This window comes from Mycobacteroides chelonae CCUG 47445, assembly GCF_001632805.1.
Classification (GTDB): domain Bacteria; phylum Actinomycetota; class Actinomycetes; order Mycobacteriales; family Mycobacteriaceae; genus Mycobacterium; species Mycobacterium chelonae.
Map to the genome: position 1 here is coordinate 633,814 of NZ_CP007220.1, position 18,359 is coordinate 652,172.

The window sequence follows — 18,359 nt, forward strand, 5'->3', positions numbered from 1 at the left end:
TCATGGATGTGCGCCGCCTGCGGATTCTCCGAGAATTTGCCGATCGTGGCACGGTCGGTGAGGTGGCGGACGCGATGAGGCTCACCCCCTCGGCGGTATCGCAGCAATTGAAGGTCTTGGCGCGGGAGGCTGGTGTGCCACTGTTGCGGCAGGACGGGCGGGGTATCGCACTGACAGAGGCAGGCCGCGCGCTGGTACTGCGGGCCGACGAGGTGATTGCCGCTGTCGATCGCGCAGCCGACGAGATGGTGACGTATCGGGAGGGGACACAGCCGATCGTGCGGATCGCGTCGTTCCCGTCCGGTGGGAGCCTGCTGCTGCCCAGACTGGTCGCCGCGGTGGCCGGTGAGGTCGATGTGCGTCCGGCAGACGAGGATGTGACGTACAGCGAGGCTCCCGGGCTGTTGACCGAGTACGACATCGTCGTCACCCACCGTGACGAGCGAGCCGCCGTGTTGAGCTCTGCACGGGTGTGGTCGATGACGCTGATGCGTGAGCCCATCGATCTGCTGGTGCACAAGAATCATCCGCTGGCGGGGCGAGGATCGGTGACTCCGTCCGAGTTGGCCGACGAGACCTGGATCAGTGTCCCGGAGGGTTTTCCGGTGGACGATGTACTGGTCTCACTCGGGGTTTCGGCGGGTATTCGCCCCCGAGTCCGGTTCCGGTTCAAGGATTTCCAGATTGTCGAGGATATGGTGGCGCACGGTCATGGCATCGCGTTGATGCCGCGATACGTGAGCCGGAGTCCGCGGGTGGCACGTCTGGTCATCCGCGAGGTCCGGGCGGGACGGCTCTACGAGGTGCTGGTCCGTCCCGGTGCCCAGCATCGGCCGGCGATTGCCGCGGCGATCCGCGGTCTGCAGGACGCGGCGGCGGTACTGGAGTCGGGATAGTCGCTGGGGTGTGTGCCCGGCCGGTTGGGCTTCCCATCCATCGGCGAGATCTTTGTGAAAACGGGCACAGCGGACACCCGTCCAGAGGGCCGTTGGCATCGAATTACTCCTAAAGCGCAAGAACGTCGGCTCGATCGGTGTACTTTGCGCACGTTGTCGGTGAGGAGTGTCAATGGCGACCGATAGGTTTGCTCCCGAGGAAGTGGCGCTGCGCCCACGAAATGTCCATTTTGAGTGGGGGGCGTCGCCGCTGCACTGGATTCCTGGCGATCCGTACGCATCGCATGTGGTGACGGCGCTCAATTTGTTCTTGCCGGTGGCTGAGCGCTGGTTCAGCGCGTTGTTATCCGATGCGCTGGAATACGTGCGAGACGAGCGCCTGCGCGAGGAGATTGTCGGCTTTATCGGGCAGGAAGCCGTGCATGCGAAGACCCACGATGAAGTCTTGGTCGACTATGTGCGCCGACATGGGATCGATCCGGTGCCGTTCACCCGTCAGCTGGAGTGGGTCGTGGCCCAATACGGCCATCGTTCCGCACGGGCGAACAGGACGAACCGGCGTAAGGCGCTGGCCTCGGGAACCCACGCACTATGTGCCGCAGAGCATTACACCGGTGTGCTGGGCCATTGGGCACTGAACAATTCATGGGGCGAGATGAACGCCGACCCGATGTTGTGCGACCTGTACCGGTGGCATGGAGCCGAAGAAGTGGAACACCGGCACGTCTCGTACAACGTGGCGAAGTACTTCGGCATGGACTATCTGGCCCAAGTCGTGTCGGGGGTCATGGTCAGCGTTGTCTTCTTCGTCATGCTGCTGCGCGGCACCAGGTTCCTTGTCCACGAAGATCCGGCGTTGCCCAATATCGGCTATATCCGGCTTTTGTGGAAGCTGCGCGCCTCCGGGCGACGGGGTGCGGTGCCCTCGGCCGGATACATGGCCCGCAGCGGACTCCGGCTGCTCAAACGTGACTACAGCCCGGTGGATGAGGGCAGCACCGCGCAGGCGATCGCCTATCTGGCCACGTCCCCGGCGGCACGCTTTCTCCATGACTAAGGGCCGATTGTCACGGTTCGCAACAGGTTTACTCAAGCCGTACACGGGCGAGCCGCCCCCTGGGCTCTACCGGGACACCCGCCCCGACGCCCTGATCCGTATAGCGGGTGCGGCAGTTCCGCACTTTGTGTCGTTGGTGATGCGTCTCGGTGGCGATCGTGAACTGCCCGAGCTTCCGTGCGTCACAAACCGGCGAACAGTACGAGTGGCGGATCGTAGGGTGCTCGCCGGTGATTCGGATGTTGTGCAGCTGACGCTTGTATCCGATGATGACGAACCGTTGCCAAGTTGGCATCCGGGGGCGCACATCGACGTCCACCTGCCGTCGGGGCGAACGCGCCAGTACTCCCTATGTGGTGATCCGCTGCAACCGGGCGAGTATCGAATCGCAGTGCGCCGCATCGAGGATGGATGCGGTGGGTCCGTGGAGGTGCACGGGTTGGCCGCAGGTCATCGAATTGATATCAGCGATCCCCGCAATGCCTTCATGCTGGCGTTGCCCGGCGTGTCCTCGCGTGCAAGGAGTCTGCACTTCATCGCCGGGGGTATCGGCATCACACCGATCTTGCCGATGGTCCGGGTAGCCGAGCAGCTGGGTGTGCCCTGGACCTTGTGTTACACCGGTCGGCATCGGGGCAGCCTGCCGTTCGTGGAGGAATTGCTTGCGTTCGGAGACAAGGTGCGGGTGCGCACCGACGATCAGGGCGGATTGCCCTGTGCCGGTGAGCTTCTCGACGGTTCCGATGAACGAACTGCTGTCTATGTGTGCGGTCCGCCATCGATGGCGCAGTCGGTGAGTCGAGAAATCCCGCTGGGCGTCGAGTTGCACACCGAGCGATTCTCGCCGCTACCTGTCGCTGACGGTATGGCGTTCGAGGTGGAGTTGGCACGTTCCGGAGACATACTGGCCGTCGCGCCGCAGCAGACTGTGCTGGCCGCGTTGCGGGTCGCACGGCCTGACATCGGGTATTCCTGCCAACAAGGGTTCTGCGGGACGTGCATACAGCGCGTGCTGTCCGGTGAGGTAGAGCATCGCGATGAAACCCTCACCGAGCAACAGCGAGCGGCGGGCCACATGTTGGTGTGCGTTTCCCGGGCGACATCGGCGGGCGCCCGGATTGTGGTGGACCTATAGCCCCGCGGCCCGATTTGTATGCGCCTTAATGTGTTCCAGCACTAAAGCCGCAGTTTCGCTTGGCCGTTCCGCTGCGATCCAGTGGGAGACACCATCGAACACCTCGAACCGATAGGGCCCGTCGACGTATTTGGCGGTGTTTTGGGCGGCCCTGCGGCCCAGTGCCGCATCGTCGGTGCTCCACACATACAAGGTGGGGATCTGGACTTGCCCAGGACCGGACGGCTTGGCATACCGCATAGCGCGGTACCAATTGATAGTCGCGGTGGCGGCGCCAGGCTCGCGTGCCAATTCGAGTGTTTCCTGGATCTTGGCGTCGCTGATCCTCATATCTCGTGCCAACTTGCGCACGAGTAGGCCGTTCCTTGTGGTCTGTCGTTCCGGCAGCCAGGGAATCTGGAAGAAGAGCATGTACCACGACTTCAGAATCTGCCCGCGCGGCAACGCGGCGAGAAACGCCCGCGGGTGTGGCACCGACAGAATCGATGCGGTGATCACGCGGTCGGCATGCTGCCCGGCTAGTTCCCAGGCGACCGCAGCGCCCCAGTCATGTCCCAGCACATGGAATTTCGGTACTTCGGCCTGATCGGCAAGTGCCAGGATGTCGCCGGCTAGCTTGTCGAGTGTGTAATTCCGTATGCCTTTAGGGCGGGCACCGGGGGAGTAGCCCCGCTGGTCCGGGGCCAACACCCGAAACCCGGCGGCGGTGAGGATCGGGATTACACCGCTCCAGCTGTCTGCGCGCTCGGGAAAACCGTGCAGAGCAACGATCACCGGTCCGTCGAGCGGGCCCTCGTCGATGACGTCGAAGGTCAGCCCGTCATTGGTGAACGTCGACAGGCGTGTCGCCGCGCTCATCGGACCGCGAGTTTCTCACCGGCCTTCAGGTACCGGCCGGTCTGCAGATCGTGCCCGTAGCCTTCGATGAACTCACCGAGACGGAACACCACCTTGCCGCCGACCGCGGTGGCAATGACGGTCTCGTCATTGCGGTTCACCATGCGAGACAGGTTGTCGAAGAACGGAGCCTGCGCCTCGTTGTAGGCATTGACGCTGCCGTCCAGCTTCTCCGGATCGATGATGACGAAATCGGCACGGTCGCCCTCGCGCAGGTGCCCGGCGTCGAGCCCGAACCAGTCGGCCAGTTCGCCGGTGAGTCGATGCACGGTGTGGCCAAGGGACAAGACGGGTTTCCCGGCCTTCTGGGCGTCGTTCATGCGCTTGAGGAAGCGCAGGTGGAAGTTGTAGAACGCCATATTGCGCAGGTGCGCACCGGCATCGGAGAAGCCCATCTGGAAGTTGGGGTCCTTGGCCATCTCGTCGAGCACCTTGGGGCGGTGGTTGCCGACGGTCGTCGTCCAGCGGACGTTCTTCTCGCCGTTCTCGACCAGGACGTCCAGGAAGGCATCCAGTCCTTCGATTCCGCGCTCGTCACCGATCTGACCGAAGGTCTTGCCGATCAGCGAGGCATCGGGGCATTCCACGATGACGGCGTCGTGGAAGTCCTTGTGCCACAGGCCCGGCTTGTGCTTCTTGATGGCGAACTCGCGTCGGAATTTGCGGCGATACTCCTTATCTGCCATCAGTTTGTTGCGCTCGAGCTGCTCCTTGATGTGCAGGGCGGCGGTGCCCGCACCGAACTCCTCGAACACCGGCAGATCGATGCCGTCGGAGTACAGCGTGAACGGCACGGGCAGGTGCTGGAACTTGACGTTGGACTTGAAGATCTTGTTGCCGATTCGGGCTGCGGCGCTGAAGAACACGTTGGCGCCCTTGATGCTCTTGGAGTCGGCCGCGACCAGCAGGCTGACAGGAACAGCCTTGCGGCGCTTGAAGAAACGTGTTCCCGTGGACAGGAAGAACAGCACCGCGGTGGCCGGGTTGTTGATGTTCGGGGCGCTCTGCAGGATGCGATCGCGCTTGCGCAGCACGTTGATGAGGCGCCACCGCTCATGCCACCATGCGTAGGTGGATGGCAGCGCGCGCGAGCGGTAGCGGTCCCCATCGAGCTTGTCGATCGGGGCGTCCATGCCCGACATCCCCAGCATGCCGGCATCGAGTGCCTTCTCGAGCATGTCAGCCATCCGGTCGAGTTCCGTGCGGGTGGGGAAGGACCAGTTGTTGGTGGCGCGGCCCAGTCCCATGACGGCGGTGCGCAGATCCGAATGCCCAAGGAACGAGGTCACATTGGGGCCGAGCGGCAGCGCGTCGATCTTCTTGACGTAGCTTTCCGGATCGGTCCAGTCCTGGAACTCGTTGAGCGCGCCGATCACATGCTTGCGAGGCACTGCCTCCACACGGCTGAATAGGTCGGCGGCGTCGTCGGGCTTGGCATAGACGGTCGACATGGAACAGCAGCCCAGCACGATGGTGGTGACGCCGTGGCGCACCGACTCGTCGAGGCCGGGGTTGAGCAGCACCTCGGCGTCGTAGTGGGTGTGCATATCGACGAACCCCGGCAGCACCCACTTGCCGCCGGCATCGATCACCTCGGGGCAATCGGTCTCGTCGAGCTCCGCGGTGGAGACGGTGGCAACCCGCCCCTCCTTGATGCCGAGGTTGGCCCTACGGGGTTCGGAATTGGTGCCGTCGAACCAGAGGCCATCGCGAATGATCAGGTCGTAGTCGCTCATGGGGGCTGCCCTTCGTTGGGTGTTACGGCGAGTCTAAAAAAGATGGCAACCAATCACAATGTTAGTGATGGGCGCCACATTGGAGTTGTATTCCTCTAGTGTGCACCCGTGAGTCCCACCCAGGCCGAGCGCCGTGAATCCACGATCGCGAAGCTGCTCGATTCCGGTATTGGAACCATCGCTGAGCTGGGATATTCGCGTGCCTCCGTGCAGCGGATCGCGAAGCGGGCCGGGCTTTCCTACGGGGCGCTGTTCCGGCATTTTCCGACCGTCGGTGAGTTCATGGCCGCGGTGGCGCGCGAGACGTTGCGTCGCCAGCTGGCCACCGTGCGCGCACAGTTCGACGAGGCGGGCGATCGCCTCACCGAGTTCGAGGACGTAATGGCGGTGATGCGCTCGCTCAAGGAGGAGCCCATCAACGCCGTGCTCTACGAACTCATGGTTGCCGCGCGCACCGACACGCAGCTACGGGAGACCTTGCAGGTCGCGGTCGCCGAGTACGGCGCTCAGATGGTCACGCTGGCGCGCTCGGTGCCGGGAACCGACCGGTTGTCCGACACGGAGCTGGTGACGTTGGTCTTCATGATCACCGACATGTTCGATGGGGAAGCACTGGTGAAGACGCTGCGTCCCTATCCGGAGCTCGTCGCGGGCAGGGACGAGTTGCTCGCCAAGCTACTGCGGGGATACCGCCCGGATGCATAGCCAGGCATACCGGAGCCGATAGGGTGACGCGTATGGAGTCCTTGCGTGTCTTGGTTCTTGGGTCCGGTGGCCGTGAACACGCTTTATTGATCGCCCTGAAGCGTGACCCGCACGTGGACTACCTGGCGGTAGCCCCGGGCAATGCGGGGACCTCAGCGGTGGCCGAGCAGCATGCCGTCGACATCGGCTCCGGTGCCGAGGTCGCGGCGTTGGCTGCCAAGCTCAACATCGACCTCGTGGTGATCGGCCCCGAGGTGCCCTTGGTGCTGGGCGTGGGTGACGCTGTTCGCGCGGCGGGTATCGCGTGCTTCGGCCCCTCGGCGGCCGCCGCTCGCATCGAGGGCTCCAAGGCCTTCGCCAAAGACGTCATGACCGCCGCGGGCGTGCGCACTGCGCGTAGTGAGATCGTCGACAACCCAGCGCATCTGGACGCCGCGCTGGACCGATTCGCGAGTGAGCCGGCCTGGGTGGTCAAGGATGACGGACTGGCCGCGGGTAAGGGTGTGGTGGTCACCGACGATCGCGCCGCCGCTCGCGCCCACGCTGCCGGCCTGCTCGACGACGGGCATCCGGTGCTGCTGGAGTCCTTCCTGGACGGGCCCGAGGTTTCGCTGCTGTGCATCGTCGACGGCGAGACGGTGGTGCCGCTGCTGCCCGCGCAAGACCACAAACGGGTCGGCGACGGAGACACCGGTCCGAACACCGGCGGCATGGGCGCCTACAGTCCGCTGCCCTGGCTGCCCGATGAGACCGTCACCGAAATTGTTGACACCGTCCTCAAACCCGTTGCCGCTGAACTTGTTAAGCGGGGCAGCCGGTTCTCTGGCGTACTGTACGCAGGCTTGGCAATCACCTCGAACGGCCCCTCGGTCGTCGAATTCAATTGCCGCTTCGGCGATCCCGAGACCCAGGCGGTGTTGGCGCTACTGGAATCACCGCTGGGGCAGCTGCTGAATGCCGCCGCGACCGGGACCCTGCCAGACTTCGGCCCGCTGCGCTGGCAGGACGGCAGTGCCGTGACCGTCGTGCTGGCTGCCGAGAACTATCCGCTGCGTCCGCGCACCGGCGATGTCATCACCGGCTCGGAGGCCGAGGGTGTCTTGCATGCCGGGACGGCCCGGCGGGAGGACGGCGCGGTCGTGTCCTCGGGCGGACGAGTGCTCTCCGTCGTCGGCACCGGCAAGGACCTGCAGGCCGCACGTGCCGACGCCTACGCGAAGATCGAGGCAATTCGCCTGCCCGGCAGTCATTTCCGTAGTGACATCGGATTAGCTGCCGCCGAAGGGCGTATTAGCCTCTAGAGGACGGCAGGGGGGATCGGTGGGACGTCGCAAGTGGTTTGCGCTGGGCGCGGTGGCCCTGGTGCTCGCCACCGTCGTGCTGCTGGTGATTACCTGGCGGTCGAACCGATCGCAGGCGGTGCCGGCTCCGTACGTCCACGAGCTGTCGTTGTGTACGGCCGTTCTCGCCGTGGCGGAGCGCGCAGAACCCGAGTACGACGACTTCTCGAAATTGACCAGGAATCGCACGTGGTCGTGGGAGGACCGGCGGGTCGGGCCCGCTGCCTCGGCATTCAGCACGGCATTGCGGCGTGAGGCGGAGTCCTTGCGGACGCTGATGCCGGACGATCATGCCGACCATGGACTGACCCTGGAGGCTGACATCCGTGGCATGGCAGACAACGATGTTGCGCTCGCCGACAAGCTCGCCCGCCGTGACGGACTCCTGTCGATCGACGCATTGGTTCTCCGCTACGAATTCGCGCATCAGTCGGCGGCTCGCTCCTGCGACATAACCCGCGACTTCGAAGCCATCAGACAGGAACAAGTACGCCAGTGCGAAGGACGCCGGTCGGGGTCGGTCGCCAGTTGGTGGACGATGAGCTGCGTTCAGGAGCCCAAGGAGCCCTCGACGACCTTCGAGATCCCCCCAAACCCGGGGCTCTAGGCGGCCAGGATCGGTGCGATCCAACCCAGTGCGAGGGGGACCTGCGACAGCCAGTACCCACCCTCGTGCGCGCCCGGACCGAAATCTCCGGCCGGGGGCGCCGCCAGCTGCTCGGCGAAAACCTTACTGGCCGTGTAGAACCTGTCGTCGAAGCCGGACGACACCCACACCGGTAGCCCGTTGAGCTGGGGCCGACCGAAAACCGAGTTCTCTTCCCAGTTCTCCTCGTTGTCAAAGGCGTCAGCGGTGGCCTCGGGATAGGACAGCCATATCGACGGGGACACCGCGGCGACGGCTGCGGTTCGGGGTCCGCCCAGACGGGCGCTGTTGAGCAGCGCACCGTAGCCGCCGGCGGACCAGCCCATGAAGGCCACCCGGGAGACGTCGAGGCCCTCCTGCTCGGCGAGCATCGGCAGGAACTCGTCGATGATCATCGCTCCGGGGTCGTCGCCGTTCTGATGCGGATGCCAGTAGCTGTTGCCCCCGTCGATCGCGGCGACCGCGAAGGGCGGCGCCCCCGCGGCGACCAGATCCCCGAGCATCCGCTCATATCCCCAGTAGATGGTCCGATCGGCGTTCTCGTCGCGACCGTGCAACATGATCACCGGACGCACGGGCCAGTCGACTCCTGGTGGCCTGGCTACCTTCCATCCGGTGGGAGTGCCTCTGCGGGCCTCGGAGATGAAGGACCCGCTGGTGACATCGGCCGCGGCCCGTGCGGGCGCCGCGAGCGTCGGAAGAAGCGCAGCACCGGCCCCGAGCGCGGCACCCATCTGCAACAGGCGACGTCGGCTCATTTCGGTCACGGGATCGATAATGCCAGCGGATGGCAAACCCGTCGAGGTCCAGCCAACGGTAGGAGAACAGCGCTACGCGGTGAGCAGCGGCGACATCCACGCCAGTTCGGCGCCGATCTGCGAGCTCCAGAACGAGCCATCGTGACCGCCGGGGCTGAAGCCGCCCGCAGGCGGTGTCGGCAGCTGGGCGATGAACTGCTTGGTGGCGCTGTAGAACGGATCGCTGTCACCGCAGTCGATGCGCAGCGGAATGGAGTTCAGCGCGGCCAACCCCCATACCGAGTTGGCGGCGTAGTCCTCGGGACCGTCGAAGGCGCCGGGTGCGGCGGCACCGGAGGACGTCCACAGCGCCGGGCTGACGGCGGTGATGGCGGCGGTTCGGCCGGCGCCCAGGCGTGAGCCCAGCAGCATGGCGCCGTATCCGCCCATCGACCAGCCCAGAAATGCGACGCGGGAGGTGTCCAGTCCCTGTTCGGCCAGCAGTGGGATGAATTCACCCAGCACCATCGCGCCGGAGTCTTCACCCGAGGACCGCTTGTGCCAGTAGCCGCCGCCACCGTCGACGCTGACCAGAGCGAAGGGCTTGGCACCCGCCGTGACGGCCTGCGCCAGCATGTTCTCCACGCCGCCCTCCATGACTCCGGCGGCGGTCTGGCCCTTGCCGTGCAGCGCGATGATGGGCCGGATGGGGCCGGTTACCCCGGGTGGCCGGGCGATACGCCATTCGGTACGCACACCACCGCGCGCCGCCGAGACGAAGGAACCCGCGGCAATGGCGCCGTCGGCATGGGCAGGGAAAGCCCCCAGACCGGCCAGGGCGGCGCCGGCGCCGGTTGCCGCGCCGAGTGCGAACAGGGAGCGTCGAGACAGATCACGCATGTGGACATCATGCCGGTTCCGTCCAGATCCAGACATTCGATACCGTCGCAGCCGTGGTAGGTCTCTCGCGGCGCTCGGACGTTCCGCCGTTCTACGTCATGGACGTGCTGACGGCGGCCGCCGCACGCCAGCGCACGCACGGGGACATGATCTCCCTGGCCGCTGGGCAACCGTCGACCGGCGCACCTGCGGTGGTTCTCGACGCGGTCCGAGAGGCTCTCGGCACGCAGGTGCTCGGATACACCGAAACACTCGGGTTGCCGGAATTGCGTGAGGCGATCGCCGGGTACCACCGGGAGCGCTCGGGTATCGAGGTCGAGGCGGAGGACGTCGTCGTCACCACGGGATCCTCGGGTGGATTCACGCTGCTGTTCCTCGCGGCCTTCGATGTGGGCGATACCGTCGTGATGACCCGGCCCGGTTACCCCGCATACCGCAATTGTCTTGCCGCGCTTGGCTGTCGGGTTGTCGAGATCGACTGCGGGCTCCAGACGCGTTACCAGCCGACGGTGGCGATGCTGGAGGCATTTTTGCAGGAGGAAGGGCGACCTCCTGCCGGTCTCATCGTCGCCAGTCCTGCCAACCCCACCGGTACCATCATCGACGCGACGGAGTTGGAGGCCCTCGCGCTGTGGTGTGAAGCCAACGGCACCCTGCTGATCTCCGACGAGATCTACCACGGGCTGTCCTACGGCGATCAAAAGACCTCCAGTGCATGGGAATTCAGTCGAGAGTCGGTAGTGATGGGCTCGGTGTCCAAGTACTTTTCGATGACGGGTTGGCGGTTGGGCTGGATGCTGGTGCCGCGCCGGTTCCTGCGTGCCGTCGACAGACTGTCCTCGAACTTCACGATCTGCCCGCCGGCTGTTTCGCAGTACGGTGCGCTGGCGGCGTTCAGCCCCGAGGCGCGGGTTGAGCTCGACGGGCATGTGCGCCGGTATGCGGCGAACCGGACGCTGCTCATTAGCGGCCTCGCTAACGCAGGCATTACCAAGATCGCGCCGCCTGATGGCGCGTTCTACGCGTATGCCGATATTGAGCACCTGACCGGTAATGCCGAGCAGTGGTGTGCGGACCTGTTGGCGCGCACTGGGGTAGCCGTCGCGCCCGGAATCGACTTTGACACCGTGCGTGGTCACCACACCATCCGCCTGAGCTTCGCCGGTAGCACGGATGCGATCGAGGAGGCTCTGGTGCGACTCGGCCAGGCCTGATGTGGCCGCTTGCATGAGATAGCGCAAAACGCCCGTGGGGATGCGTCTCTGCTGGCAGCATGACATGACGTGACAGTCAGGCAACAGGTCGAGGTGTTCCCCGAAGGGAATACCGCGCACCGTCCGCAAGCCACCCCGAAGGGGGAGCGACGGCGGCGGGCGTTGATCAGCGCTGCTGCTGATCTGTTGCGGGACAATGGTATTGATGCGGTGCGGCATCGGGCCGTGGCGCAGCGTGCTGGACTGCCATTGGCCTCGACCACCTACTACTTCTCCTCGTTGGAGGACTTGATCGCGCGGGCCGTCGAACACGCGGGAACCCACGAGCTGGAACAGATCCAGGAACGGTTGTCTCTGGTTCAATATCGGCGCCGTGGAGCTGCTGCCACCGCAGAGACGGTGGTGGAGCTGTTGTTCGGCACGCCGGGATTCGGTGGCGGGGAACAGTTGGTATCGCGGTACGAGCGTGAACTGGCGTGCAGTCGCCATCCCGAACTGCGCGAGGTGCAGCAGCGTCTCCGGGAACAGCGCGACGATGCCGTGGCCCAGGTGGTTCGCAGGTCTGGTCGTTCCATCGATAACGTCCGTGTCGCGGTGCTGATTTCGACTATCGATGGCGCGATGGTGGGCGCGCTCACCGAGGCGGCCAGTAGTCCACAGGCAACTGCCACGGCGATGCTGGTGGACGTCATCGACGTGCTCGCACCGTTGGAAGTGGAACAGCTGGCTGAGTCGATTTCCTTCCCCCCATAGACTCTGGTTGTGCAAATCCCTAACGTTCTGGCATCCCGGTACGCGAGCGACGCCATGGCGGCGCTCTGGTCGCCGCAATCAAAGGTGCTGCTGGAGCGCCAGTTGTGGATCGCTGTGCTGCGCGCACAACGTGACCTCGGCATCGACATTCCCGACGGCGTTATTGAGGATTACGAGCGCGTGGTCGAGAAGGTTGACCTGGACTCCATCGCCGCCCGCGAGCGTGTCACCCGTCACGATGTCAAGGCTCGTATCGAGGAGTTCAATGCCCTCGCCGGGCACGAGCACATCCACAAGGGGATGACGAGCCGCGACCTCACCGAGAACGTGGAGCAGCTGCAGATTCGGCGGTCGCTGGAATATGTCCATGCCCACGGCGTCGCGGTGGCGGCGCGGCTCGCGCGTCACGCCGTCGAATACCGGGATGTGGTGATGGCCGGACGCAGCCACAACGTGGCCGCACAGGCCACCACATTGGGTAAGCGGTTCGCATCGGCGGCAGACGAGACGTTGATCGCGCTCACGCGGCTGCGTGAGCTTCTCGACCGGTATCCGCTGCGTGGGATCAAGGGACCCATGGGCACCGGGCAGGACATGCTCGATCTGTTCGACGGGGACGTAGTCAAGCTGGCCGCGTTGGAGGAGCGTATTGCCGAGCACCTCGGGTTCTCGGCTGTGTTGACCAGCGTTGGCCAGGTGTATCCACGCTCGCTGGACCACGATGTGGTGTCCGCGCTGGTGCAGCTCGGCGCCGGCCCGTCCTCACTGGCGCACACCATTCGGCTGATGGCCGGGCACGAGCTGGTCACCGAGGGCTTCGCGCCTGGACAGGTGGGTAGCTCGGCGATGCCTCACAAGATGAACACCCGCAGCTGTGAACGGGTTAACGGCTTACAGGTGATTCTGCGTGGGTATGGCTCCATGGCTGCGGAACTGGCTGGGGCGCAATGGAATGAAGGCGATGTGTTCTGCTCGGTGGTGCGACGTGTCGCGCTGCCCGATGCCTTCTTTGCCGTAGACGGGATGATCGAGACGTTCCTGACGGTGCTCGACGAGTTCGGCGCCTACCCGGCGGTGATCGACCGGGAGCTGCGCCGCTACTTGCCATTCCTGGCGACCACCAAGGTACTGATGGCGGCGGTGCGCGCCGGGGTCGGACGCGAAGAAGCCCACGAGGTCATCAAGGAGCATGCCGTCGCGACCGCGCTCGCCATGCGTGAAAAGGGCGCCGAACCAGACCTTTTGGGCTTGCTGGCGGAAGATCCGCGGCTGCCGCTGGACGCTGCGACCCTGGAAGCCGCGCTGGCAGATCGGGCCTCGTTCACCGGAGCCGCCGCCGACCAGGTCGATCGAGTGGTGGCCGACGTCTCCGCGCTTGTCGACGCCTACCCCGAGGCCGCGGCCTACAACCCGGGTGCCATTCTGTAGTTCATGGGCTGCGCGGCTCTTCGTGGCATAGACCTGACCGACCTGGACAACTTCGCCGGCGGGTTTCCGCACGCCCTGTTTGCACGGCATCGGCGCGAGGCGCCGGTGTACTGGCATGAGCCCACCGAGAACACCCCGGACAACGAGGGCTTCTGGTCGGTGGCCACCTATGCGGAAACCCTTGAGGTGCTGCGTGATCCGGTGATGTACTCATCGGTGACCGGGGGTGACCGGCCCTACGGCGGCACCCTCATACAGGATCTGCCGATCGCCGGCCAGGTGCTCAACATGATGGATGATCCGCGACACCGTCAGATCCGTAAGTTGGTGAGCTCCGGACTGACCCCGCGCATGATTCAGCGGGTCGAGGATGACTTGCGGGTGCGGTGCCGGACGCTCTTGGATGCGGTGCAGCCGACCGTGCCGTTCGACTTCCTCGTCGATATCGCCGCAGAGCTGCCCATGCAGATGATCTGCATCCTGCTGGGCGTGCCGGAGTCTGAACGGCACTGGTTGTTCGAAGCGGTTGAGCCCAGTTTCGACTTCGGCAGGTCACGACGCTCGCACGTCACCAGCTCTTTGGGCGATCCCAGCTCCGGTATGTATCAATATGGTTCGGAGTTGGTCGCGTCGAAACGTGCGGCGCCCGCCGACGACATGTTGTCTGTGGTCGCCAATGCGACGGTTGATGATCCGGAAGCGCCCTCGCTGTCGGACGCCGAACTGTATCTGTTCTTCTACCTGTTGTTCAGTGCCGGTGCCGAGACCACGCGTAATGCGATTGCCGGTGGCCTGTTGGCGCTGCTGGACAACCCCGCTGAATTCCGTTCCCTGCGTGAAGATCTTGGCCTGCTGCCGACGGCTGTCGAGGAGATGCTGCGCTGGACCTCGCCGTCACCGTCCAAGCGCAGGACGGCCACCGCTGATGTGATGTTGGGTGGTCAGCAGATCGTCGCGGGCCAGAAGGTAGTGGTCTGGGAGGGCTCGGCGAATCGCGATGCGCTGGTGTTCGACCGGCCGGACACCTTCGACATCACGCGCAAACCGAATCCTCACTTAGGCTTTGGACAGGGCGTGCATTTCTGTCTGGGGGCACATCTGGCTCGTCTGGAGCTGCGCGTGGTGTTCGAGGAGCTGCTTTCGCGATTTGCGTCGTTGCAATTGGCCGAGCCGGTGGAATGGACGCGCAGTAATCGGCATACCGGTATCCGCCATCTGCTTGTGGCGGCCTCCTAAGGCACCGTGATCGGCTAGGAGGTGCGCCAGGTTTTCGGTGTGCTGATACCCGAGGCCCTCAATTCGATGGCCGCCAGGCCCCGTATCGACGCGGTGTCCTGAGCGCGCCAGGCCGCCACGGGATCGGGCGTGACCACCGCCAGCTTCCTCAGCGGCCGGTTGGCCAGCGCCCGCAGGGCCAGCAGCTGTTCACCCGCGGGAGTGGCCGCCAGCTGTACCGCGACCAGCTTGCGGCGAAAGAACCTGATCCGCAAAAAGATCCACGGCCCTGCGAACGCCAGGATGGGAGGCGCGGCAACGGCGATCGCCAAAACGATCGCCAGCCAGGTCGCAGTGGTGTCCAGGTTGTGGCCGGCTCCGGCCAAATCGGCGGCTGCCTCGCTTGCCGCGCGTAAGGGTCCACCCACTTTGTCTCCCACCAAGGGGATCCGGTGTGCGCTGTCTCCGGCGGAGTTCAGGTTGTCCGAAATACCGTCGGCGCCGTCCTTCACCTGCCGGCCTACCTCGGCGATCGTCGACACCGCGGCATGCACAGCAAGCCCGACGAACACCCAGATCGTGCTCCAGATCGCGACCGCTACATCGCTGAACAACTGGCCGAGCAACCGTCCCGGTCGGGTCGAGTAGGGCAGGAATCGCATGAATCGTAGGATGGCACGATGCGTCCTCCGCTGTCCGATTACCAGCATGTGGCCAGCGGAAAGGTCCGTGAGCTGTACCGAGTCGACGACGAGCACCTGTTGTTCGTCGCCACCGACCGAATTTCCGCATTCGATTTCGTCCTGGATACGCCGATTCCGGATAAGGGGCGCATCCTCACCGCGATGAGCGTCTTCTTCTTCGGGCTGCTGACCGTGCCGAACCATCTGGCCGGACCGCCCGATGACCCGCGCATACCCGAAGAGGTGCTGGGTCGGGCACTGCTGGTGCGCCGACTCGACATGCTCCCCGTGGAGTGTGTGGCACGTGGATACCTCACCGGGTCCGGACTGCTGGATTACCAGCGCACCGGTGCGGTGTGCGGCCACGTGCTGCCCCAGGGGCTCGGCGAGGCCAGTCGGCTGGATCCGCCGTTGTTCACCCCGGCGACGAAGGCCGATATCGGAGAGCACGATATGAATGTTGATTTCGCCGCCGTGGTGGATCTTGTCGGCGGAGTGCGCGCCAACCAACTGCGCGACGAGACGATCAAGATCTACACCAGGGCCGCAGCACATGCGCTGCACAAGGGAATCATCTTGGCCGACACGAAATTCGAATTCGGGGTCGATATCGAGGGCACGCTGGTGCTGGCGGACGAGGTGTTCACCCCTGACTCGTCCAGGTACTGGGACGCGGCCAACTACAAGGCGGGTGTGGTGCAGGACAGCTTCGACAAGCAGTTCGTGCGTAACTGGCTCACTGGGCCCGAATCGGGATGGGATCGCGCGTCGGATACTCCGCCGCCGCCATTACCTGAGGCGGTGGCGATGGCCACCCGCGAGCGGTACATCGAGGCATATGAACGCATCTCGGGGCTGAGCTTCGCTGATTGGATCGGCCCGTCGGCGTGAGCGGGCACGTACGCCCGCCCACCGCGAACCGCATCGACACCCTGCGCGAGTACCACGGGGATACCTTCGTCGACCCCTACGAATGGATGCGCGAGAAGGAGAGCCCAGAGGTCATCGCGCATCTGGAGGCTGAGAATGCCTATGTCGATGACCAGCTCGGCCACCTAGAAGGACTGCGTAACAACATCTTCGGTGAGATCAAGTCTCGTACCAAGGAGACGGATCTCTCGATTCCCACTCGGATGGGGCAGTGGTGGTACTACGCCCGAAGCTTTGAGGGTAAGCAGTACGGCACTCATTGCCGTTGTCCGATAGGGGAATCCGTCGGAATTGAGAGCTGGCGGCCGCCGGCGCTCGATCACGATGTTCCGGGCGAGCAGATCCTGCTCGATGGCAACGTGGAAGCCGAGGGGCACGAATTCTTCTCCTTGGGAGCTGCGACTGTCAGCCCCGACGGGAACACCTTGGCCTACTCGGTCGACGTCGTCGGCCACGAGATGTACACCCTGCGGTTCAAGGATCTGCGGACCGGCCAGATGTACCCGGACGAGATCACCGACATAGGTGCCGGTGCCACGTGGGCGATGGACAGTCGCACCCTGTACTACCCGGTGATCGATGAGGCGTTCCGGCCCTACGCCATTCGCCGGTACACGTTGGGTAGTGATGCGGAGCCCGTCGAGGTGTTCTCCGAGCCCGACGAGCGTTTCTGGATCGGCGTGGGCCGTACCCGCAGCGACCGCTTTGTCGCCATCAGCGTGCACTCGTCGGTGACGTCCGAGATCCTGATCGGTGACGCCGAAGATCCTGCCACGACCTTCTCGCCGATCTGGCTGCGCCGCAACGGTATCGAATACACCGTGGATCACGTTGTGGTCGGCGGTGAGGACCGGCTCTTGATCCTGCACAACGACGGAGCGGTGAACTTCGCGCTCGCCGACCTACCGTTCGCCGCGGTCGCCGAGGGACCAGCCGACCCGGCGCTGGCCCGCACTCTGATCGCCCATCGTGACGATGTGCGGCTGGACGGTGTCGAGGCCTTCGCCGAGCGTTTCGTGATCGGCTATCGCCGAGAAGCGCTGCCACGCATCCAGGTATGGCCGATTGAGGCCGACGGATACGGCGCGCCGCAGGAGGTCGAGTTCGACTCGGAGCTCATGCTGTCCGGTCTGGGCGACAACCCCGAATGGAACTCGCCGCTGCTGCGTGTGGGCTGCACATCCTTCATCACACCGACGCGGGTGTACGACCTCGACGTTCGCACTGGGGAACGCACGCTGCTCAAGGAACAACCCGTTCTCGGCGGCTATCGCCGGGAAGACTATGTGGAGCGACGGGAATGGGCGGTTGCCCAGGACGGCACCCGGATACCGCTTTCGGTGGTTCATCGCGCGGACACTCGTGAACCGGCGCCGACCATCCTCTACGGGTATGGCGCCTACGAGATGTGCGAGGACCCGCAGTTCAGCATCGGACGCCTCTCGCTGCTGGACAGGGGAGTGGTGTTCGTCATCGCCCACGTGCGCGGTGGCGGTGAGATGGGCCGCCTCTGGTACGAGGACGGCAAGATGCTGCACAAGAAGCACAGCTTCACCGACTTCGTCGCAGCGGCAAGATATCTCGTTGACGCTGGAATTGCGTTGCCGGACAGGCTCGCGGCATGGGGCGGGAGTGCCGGCGGTCTGTTGGTGGGTGCCGCCGTGAACCTGGCGCCCGAACTGTTCGCCGGAGTGTTGGCGCAAGTGCCCTTTGTGGATCCGGTCACCACCATCTGTGATCCGACGCTGCCGCTCACCGTTACCGAATGGGACGAGTGGGGAAATCCCTTGGAAGACAAGGATGTCTACGACTACATCAAGTCGTACTCGCCATACGAGAACATCCGTGCCACCGAGTATCCGACCATTCTCGCGATGACCTCACTGCATGATTCGCGGGTGCTGTACGTCGAACCTGCCAAATGGATCGCCGAGCTGCGGCACACGACTACCGGCGATCGTCCCATCTTGATGCGCACCGAGATGACGGCCGGGCACGGCGGTATCAGCGGGCGGTATGAGCGCTGGAAAGAAAGCGCATTCCAGCTCGCCTGGGTACTCGATGTTCTTGGTGCCGTGAAGGAGTAG

At 64.5% G+C, this 18,359-nt stretch carries 17 protein-coding genes; 12 read left to right on the forward strand and 5 right to left on the reverse strand.

The window, feature by feature from the left end; genetic code table 11:
• Positions 1-2 precede the first annotated feature (2 nt).
• The 3 genes from BB28_RS03195 to BB28_RS03205 all read left to right on the forward strand — a co-directional run bounded on the left by BB28_RS03195 (position 3) and on the right by BB28_RS03205 (position 3,088).
• Positions 3-896 carry a LysR family transcriptional regulator gene (locus BB28_RS03195; protein WP_046252493.1) on the forward strand — a complete coding sequence of 298 codons (894 nt, stop codon included), beginning with the start codon at positions 3-5 and terminating at the stop codon, positions 894-896.
• 172 nt (positions 897-1,068) lie between these two features.
• Positions 1,069-1,953 (forward strand): metal-dependent hydrolase, encoded by an 885-nt coding sequence (locus BB28_RS03200; RefSeq protein ID WP_046252494.1) that lies wholly within the window; start codon positions 1,069-1,071, stop codon positions 1,951-1,953.
• Positions 1,946-3,088: a PDR/VanB family oxidoreductase gene (locus BB28_RS03205; protein WP_046252495.1), complete on the forward strand. Its 1,143-nt coding sequence runs from the start codon at positions 1,946-1,948 to the stop codon at positions 3,086-3,088. The genes BB28_RS03200 and BB28_RS03205 overlap by 8 nt, the downstream gene beginning before the upstream one ends.
• Here the strand turns inward: BB28_RS03205 and BB28_RS03210 are convergent.
• Together BB28_RS03210 and BB28_RS03215 are read right to left on the reverse strand one after the other, a co-directional pair.
• Entirely contained in the window at positions 3,083-3,946 is an 864-nt protein-coding gene (locus tag BB28_RS03210; RefSeq protein ID WP_046252496.1) for an alpha/beta fold hydrolase, read from the reverse strand. The two genes, BB28_RS03205 and BB28_RS03210, sit on opposite strands and share 6 nt — an antisense overlap.
• A complete protein-coding gene (locus tag BB28_RS03215; protein WP_046252497.1) occupies positions 3,943-5,721 on the reverse strand; it encodes an N-acyl-D-amino-acid deacylase family protein in 1,779 nt (592 codons plus the stop codon). Before BB28_RS03215 ends, BB28_RS03210 begins: the two co-directional genes overlap by 4 nt.
• A 108-nt stretch (positions 5,722-5,829) precedes the next feature.
• Between BB28_RS03215 and BB28_RS03220 the strand changes: the two genes are divergently transcribed.
• From BB28_RS03220 to BB28_RS03230, 3 genes are read left to right on the forward strand one after another with little or no spacing between them, the layout of a single operon-like run.
• Entirely contained in the window at positions 5,830-6,426 is a 597-nt protein-coding gene (locus BB28_RS03220; RefSeq protein WP_046252498.1) for a TetR/AcrR family transcriptional regulator, read from the forward strand.
• A gap of 41 nt (positions 6,427-6,467) precedes the next feature.
• On the forward strand, positions 6,468-7,727 hold the full coding sequence (purD, locus tag BB28_RS03225; RefSeq protein ID WP_046255491.1) for a phosphoribosylamine--glycine ligase: 1,260 nt from the start codon (positions 6,468-6,470) through the stop codon (positions 7,725-7,727).
• Positions 7,728-7,746: 19 nt separating this feature from the next.
• Positions 7,747-8,373 (forward strand): hypothetical protein, encoded by a 627-nt coding sequence (locus BB28_RS03230; protein ID WP_064393362.1) that lies wholly within the window; start codon positions 7,747-7,749, stop codon positions 8,371-8,373.
• Here BB28_RS03230 and BB28_RS03235 read toward each other — a convergent pair.
• Together BB28_RS03235 and BB28_RS03240 are read right to left on the reverse strand one after the other, a co-directional pair.
• A complete protein-coding gene (locus BB28_RS03235) occupies positions 8,370-9,179 on the reverse strand; it encodes an alpha/beta hydrolase (RefSeq protein WP_046252500.1) in 810 nt (269 codons plus the stop codon). The genes BB28_RS03230 and BB28_RS03235 overlap by 4 nt on opposite strands.
• Before the next feature lie 63 nt (positions 9,180-9,242).
• On the reverse strand, positions 9,243-10,049 hold the full coding sequence (locus BB28_RS03240) for an alpha/beta hydrolase (RefSeq protein WP_046252501.1): 807 nt from the start codon (positions 10,047-10,049) through the stop codon (positions 9,243-9,245).
• 98 nt (positions 10,050-10,147) lie between these two features.
• On the opposite strand from BB28_RS03240, the gene BB28_RS03245 reads away from it, so the two are divergent.
• The 4 genes from BB28_RS03245 (at position 10,148) to BB28_RS03260 (ending at position 14,680) form a co-directional block, all read left to right on the forward strand.
• Positions 10,148-11,263, forward strand: a complete 1,116-nt coding sequence (locus BB28_RS03245) for a pyridoxal phosphate-dependent aminotransferase (protein WP_225422029.1) — start codon at positions 10,148-10,150, stop codon at positions 11,261-11,263.
• Positions 11,264-11,332: 69 nt separating this feature from the next.
• Entirely contained in the window at positions 11,333-12,016 is a 684-nt protein-coding gene (locus tag BB28_RS03250; RefSeq protein ID WP_109550415.1) for a TetR/AcrR family transcriptional regulator, read from the forward strand.
• A 9-nt stretch (positions 12,017-12,025) separates the two neighbouring features.
• Positions 12,026-13,444, forward strand: coding sequence for an adenylosuccinate lyase (gene purB / locus BB28_RS03255; RefSeq protein WP_046252502.1), 1,419 nt, complete (start codon positions 12,026-12,028; stop codon positions 13,442-13,444).
• A gap of 3 nt (positions 13,445-13,447) precedes the next feature.
• Positions 13,448-14,680, forward strand: a complete 1,233-nt coding sequence (locus tag BB28_RS03260) for a cytochrome P450 (protein ID WP_046252503.1) — start codon at positions 13,448-13,450, stop codon at positions 14,678-14,680.
• A 14-nt stretch (positions 14,681-14,694) separates the two neighbouring features.
• Here the strand turns inward: BB28_RS03260 and BB28_RS03265 are convergent, their stop codons facing one another.
• A complete protein-coding gene (locus BB28_RS03265; protein ID WP_046252504.1) occupies positions 14,695-15,321 on the reverse strand; it encodes a hypothetical protein in 627 nt (208 codons plus the stop codon).
• Between the two features lie 18 nt (positions 15,322-15,339).
• Between BB28_RS03265 and BB28_RS03270 the strand changes: the two genes are divergently transcribed.
• Positions 15,340-16,233 carry a phosphoribosylaminoimidazolesuccinocarboxamide synthase gene (locus tag BB28_RS03270; RefSeq protein WP_046252505.1) on the forward strand — a complete coding sequence of 298 codons (894 nt, stop codon included), beginning with the start codon at positions 15,340-15,342 and terminating at the stop codon, positions 16,231-16,233.
• Positions 16,230-18,359, forward strand: coding sequence for a S9 family peptidase (locus BB28_RS03275; protein WP_046252506.1), 2,130 nt, complete (start codon positions 16,230-16,232; stop codon positions 18,357-18,359). The genes BB28_RS03270 and BB28_RS03275 overlap by 4 nt, the downstream gene beginning before the upstream one ends.

Bases quoted from the DNA above. Each gene is read 5' to 3' on its own strand.
- BB28_RS03195 (WP_046252493.1), top strand. From the start codon at position 3: ATGGATGTGCGCCGCCTGCGGATTCTCCGAGAATTTGCCGATCGTGGC.
- BB28_RS03200 (WP_046252494.1), top strand. From the start codon at position 1,069: ATGGCGACCGATAGGTTTGCTCCCGAGGAAGTGGCGCTGCGCCCACGA.
- BB28_RS03205 (WP_046252495.1), top strand. From the start codon at position 1,946: ATGACTAAGGGCCGATTGTCACGGTTCGCAACAGGTTTACTCAAGCCG.
- BB28_RS03210 (WP_046252496.1), bottom strand. From the start codon at position 3,946: ATGAGCGCGGCGACACGCCTGTCGACGTTCACCAATGACGGGCTGACC.
- BB28_RS03215 (WP_046252497.1), bottom strand. From the start codon at position 5,721: ATGAGCGACTACGACCTGATCATTCGCGATGGCCTCTGGTTCGACGGC.
- BB28_RS03240 (WP_046252501.1), bottom strand. From the start codon at position 10,049: ATGCGTGATCTGTCTCGACGCTCCCTGTTCGCACTCGGCGCGGCAACC.
- BB28_RS03245 (WP_225422029.1), top strand. From the start codon at position 10,148: ATGGACGTGCTGACGGCGGCCGCCGCACGCCAGCGCACGCACGGGGAC.
- BB28_RS03260 (WP_046252503.1), top strand. From the start codon at position 13,448: ATGGGCTGCGCGGCTCTTCGTGGCATAGACCTGACCGACCTGGACAAC.
- BB28_RS03265 (WP_046252504.1), bottom strand. From the start codon at position 15,321: ATGCGATTCCTGCCCTACTCGACCCGACCGGGACGGTTGCTCGGCCAG.
- BB28_RS03270 (WP_046252505.1), top strand. From the start codon at position 15,340: ATGCGTCCTCCGCTGTCCGATTACCAGCATGTGGCCAGCGGAAAGGTC.